General features: G+C 25.6%; 5 protein-coding genes. All 5 read right to left on the reverse strand.

All coding sequences use genetic code 11. From position 1 onward, the window contains the following. Positions 1-102 precede the first annotated feature (102 nt). The 5 genes from AVANS14531_RS09015 to AVANS14531_RS09035 all read right to left on the reverse strand — a co-directional run bounded on the left by AVANS14531_RS09015 (position 103) and on the right by AVANS14531_RS09035 (position 3,838). On the reverse strand, positions 103-282 hold the full coding sequence (locus tag AVANS14531_RS09015; protein ID WP_336612144.1) for a hypothetical protein: 180 nt from the start codon (positions 280-282) through the stop codon (positions 103-105). 158 nt (positions 283-440) lie between these two features. Beyond that, positions 441-1,385: a hypothetical protein gene (locus AVANS14531_RS09020; RefSeq protein WP_336612145.1), complete on the reverse strand. Its 945-nt coding sequence runs from the start codon at positions 1,383-1,385 to the stop codon at positions 441-443. A 55-nt stretch (positions 1,386-1,440) separates the two neighbouring features. After that, on the reverse strand, positions 1,441-1,638 hold the full coding sequence (locus tag AVANS14531_RS09025; protein ID WP_239817914.1) for a hypothetical protein: 198 nt from the start codon (positions 1,636-1,638) through the stop codon (positions 1,441-1,443). A gap of 158 nt (positions 1,639-1,796) precedes the next feature. Continuing rightward, complete coding sequence (locus AVANS14531_RS09030) at positions 1,797-2,804, reverse strand: hypothetical protein (protein WP_336612146.1); 1,008 nt, start codon at positions 2,802-2,804, stop codon at positions 1,797-1,799. 101 nt (positions 2,805-2,905) lie between these two features. Then, positions 2,906-3,838, reverse strand: coding sequence for a hypothetical protein (locus tag AVANS14531_RS09035; protein ID WP_336612147.1), 933 nt, complete (start codon positions 3,836-3,838; stop codon positions 2,906-2,908). Positions 3,839-4,141 lie beyond the last annotated feature (303 nt).

Here is a 4,141-nt window from a genome sequence, read left to right on the forward strand (position 1 = left end):
AAAGTATAGCTATATCTTTTACTTGCGATATGTCTATTTTCATAAATTTTCCTTAATACTTTTACTAAAGTAATTTAGTAAAAGTATATATTAATTGATGTTTTAATATCTTGGTAATCTAGGCGGTTTCCAGCCTTCTTTTTGCGGCATTACACTATCTCTTGCTGAAGAATTGAAAGCCCAGCCAAAAGAACCACTGCCTGTAAAGTAATCATACCAAGAATACGCACTTGCGTTACAAATAAAACCTAAAGCTAAAATAGCTAAAACTGCTTTTTTCATAAAATACCTTGCGAAATTGATTTAAATTATTATAATCTAATTTAAATAAATCATATTAAAATTTTGTTTAAAAAATAATTAGTTTGTAACTTTTAGTAACAATTTGCTAATTCCTATTTCAAATTCTTTTAAAATTTGCAAGGAATTTAAAATCGGAATTAGACTTTTATATCAAGCAATTTTGTTTCGCTAAGTTCATTTATAAAGTCTTTTGTATAAGATATAAAATCTTTTAATTTATCGCTACTTATTAAATCTTTTAATTTATCTTCGCTTATATTAAGATTTATAGCAAAATCTTTTAAGAGTTTCTTTTCATCATTTGTAAGACTTTCTAAGCCTTGATTTTTTAGCTTTGCTAAGGTTGCTAACTTTTTTAATTCTTCTAATTCTTTTTCTTTTAATTTATCTGTATTTGTAAGCTTATATGTATTAATCAAATCTTCATTGTTTTTATTATTAGTTGCTTCTAAATTATCTTCAAAATATCCCTTTTCACCTACATCTAAAAATTCGCCAAATGTTATCGCTCCATCAAGGTTTTTATCATATTTTAAAGTAAGATTTAAAGAATTACTAATGTCGGTATAATACTCATTATTATCTGCTAAAAATTTACTCTCTTCATAGCCTTTTACATAACTAGTGATTATATATGCACCTTTAATATCTTCTCTAATCTCAGCTCTTTCATACACATAGCTTAATGTCTTTTTTCCTTCTTTATTGCTTAGCTCTCCGTTATTATTACTATCAGCTTCTAAGAATTTTTGTTTATACGCAATATCACTAAACCAGCCAGCCACATAACTTGCTGCGTCTTTATCTAAGATAATGCCTTTGCTAGTTTCAATGAAATTATCACTATCAAAAAAATCTTTTAATTTTTCAATATTATTTTCATTTAGCTTTACGCCGATATTGTTCTCATTGAATCTAAAAAATACATTATAATCTTGCGCTTTATTTGTTTTAATACTAAAAGAATTGTTTTCTATACTAGCATTTATACTTGTTATATCGTGTGTGCTTAAATCTTTTTTAGCTACAAAGTCTTGCCAAACTACTGGTGTATTTAAAGAGTTTCCTAGATAATGTCTCATAAATAATCCTTTAAAATTATTAGCAAATTAAATGCTAGGATAACCTAGCATTTAATTAATCGTTAAAACATACTCTTCTGTGTTGATTAAAATCGTAATAACAATTTATTGGCTGTCTTTTTAAGCTATCCCTTTCAGCACTTATAAAAGGCCATCTCCAAGCACCACTGCCTGTATAGTAGTAATTCCAAGAATACGCACTTGCGCTCGTAATAAAACCTAAAGCTAAAATAGCTAAAACTGCTTTTTTCATAAAATCTTCTTTCAAAATTGATTTAAATTATTATAATCTAATTTAAATAAATAGTATTATGATTTTATTTAAAAAATAATTAGTTTGTAACAATAAGTAACAATTAGCTAATTCCTATTTTAAATTCTTTTAAAATTGTAAGGAATTTAAAATCGGAATTAGGCTTTTATATCAAGTAGCTTTGTTTCGCTTAGAGTTTTTATAAAATCTTGACTAAATTTTACAAACTCATCTAATTTATTTTCACTTGCTAGATTTTCAACCTTGCTAGGGCTTATCTTTAGCTTATCGCTTATACTTTGTTTTAGTCTAAACTCGTTCTCATAAGGTGCAGGGTCAATTCCTAGATGAATTAATACATCTTTATCGCTTTGATCAAGCTTGCTAACTCCAAGCTTTTTAATCTTTGCAATTACTTCGGCAAGTTTTTCTTCAGCTTTTTCGGCAAGCTGCTTAGAGTGCTTAGTAAGTCCATTTATCAAATCATCAAGGCTAATTGCAGGAGCATTAGAGCTACTATCATTCATAAAATCTTCAAAATATCCCTTCTCGCCAACATCCATAAACTCAGCAAATGTAATAATACCATCAAGGTTTTTATCATCTTTTATAGCATCATTTATAGAACTTGAAATATCTGAATAATAAGCATCATTTTTTGGTAAAAAACTACTTTCTTCATAAGTTTTAGTAATAGCATTTGAGATTATATATTTTTCTTTGGTTTTTTCATCGGTTATAAGAACTGCATCTTCACGAAATCCACCTAATGTAATTCTTGCTTCTTTATGAGTTAATTCTCCATTATTATTACTATCGGCTTCTAAGAATTTTTGTTTATACGCAATATCACTAAACCAGCCAGCCACATAACTTGCTGCGTCTTTATCTAAGATAATGCCTTTGCTAGTTTCAATGAAATTATCACTATCAAAAAATTCTTTTAATTTTTCAATGCTAGCTTCATTTAATTTCACTCCTATGTTTTCATTATTAAATTTAAAATAAGTGTTGTAATCTTGCGCTCTGTTTGTTTTAATACTAAAAGAATTGTTTTCTATACTAGCATTTATACTTGCTAAATCTTGTGTGCTTAATTCTTTTTTAGCAACTTGACTTTGCCACATAACAGCAGTGTTAGCAGTATTGTTGATATAGTGTTTCATAAGTAATCCTTAATGTTTATTTCTTTAAATCGGCTAGATTGCAAAAATCTTAATTCCTATTTCAAATTCCTTTAAAATTTGTAAAGAATTTGAAATAGGAATTAAGCTTTAATATCAAGCAATTTTGTTTCGCTAAGTTCATTTATAAAGTCTTTTGTATAAGATATAAAATCTTTTAATTTATCGCTATTAATTAAATCTTTTAATTTATCTTCGCTTATTTTTAAAGTTTTTGCAATATTTTCTTTAATTTCAATTTGCAATGATTTTAAAAGTTCTTTTTCATCATCACTTAATTTGTCATAATCATTATTATTTATTTTATTGAAAGCATTTGACAAATCGCTTTGTCTTTTGATGTCTTCTTCAGCAGCTTTTTTAATGCTTTGCTCTAATTTACTCTTATCAATATTATTCATAGTAATTTCTACTGCATAATTAATTCCAGCTACTCCATTTTTTTCTAAACCTGTAATTTTTAAATCATAATTTTTATCATTTTGAATATAATAATTCATCAAATTGCTAATACTTGTATAGTTATCAATATCCCCTAAAAGTTCTAGGCAATCTATATCTACTTTACCAATATTAGTAAAAACATCACTATTTGGCAATTGTAATTTTATGTCAAGCATTTCGTTTTTACTCAAAATTCCATTTTTATTAATATCTGCATTTATATAATTTTGTTTAAAAGCTACATGATTAAACCAAGAACCAACATACGAAGCAACATCTTTTTCTAAAATCAATTTATCATCTATACATTTAAAATTGTCTTCATTAAAAAATTCGTGCAATTTTTCATAATTTTTATTACTCAATTTAATGCCAATTGTTTTGTTTTCAATAGAAAAATAAGTATTATATTCTTCATTTTTATTAGTTTTATATTCTAAATTATTTATATTTTTAATATCACTTGAGTTAATTTGCTCAGCTTTATGAAATACTATATTATTAAAAGCTTTAGTATTTATAGGAATAACATTTAAAATTGGCTTAGTTATATTTGTGTTTGACAATCTCATATTTATCCTTTTAGGTAAGCTTTTTGCTTACCTAAATATTTATATTCCATTCCAATTATCTCTAGGACTCATACCTTGCAAAATTGATTTGAATTATTGTAATCTAATTTATATAAAACATATTGTAATTATATTTAAAAAATAGTTAGTTCGTAACGATAAGTAACAATTAGCTAATTCCGATTTTAAATTCTTAAAGAATTTGAAATAGGAATTAAGATTTTTGTAATCTAACCGATTTAAAGCAATAAAGGAGTTTTATGAAAATAGACATATCGCAAGTAAAAAATATAGCAATTTCTT

The organism is Campylobacter sp. Cr9 (genome assembly GCF_020138295.1).
In the GTDB taxonomy this organism is placed as follows: domain Bacteria; phylum Campylobacterota; class Campylobacteria; order Campylobacterales; family Campylobacteraceae; genus Campylobacter_E.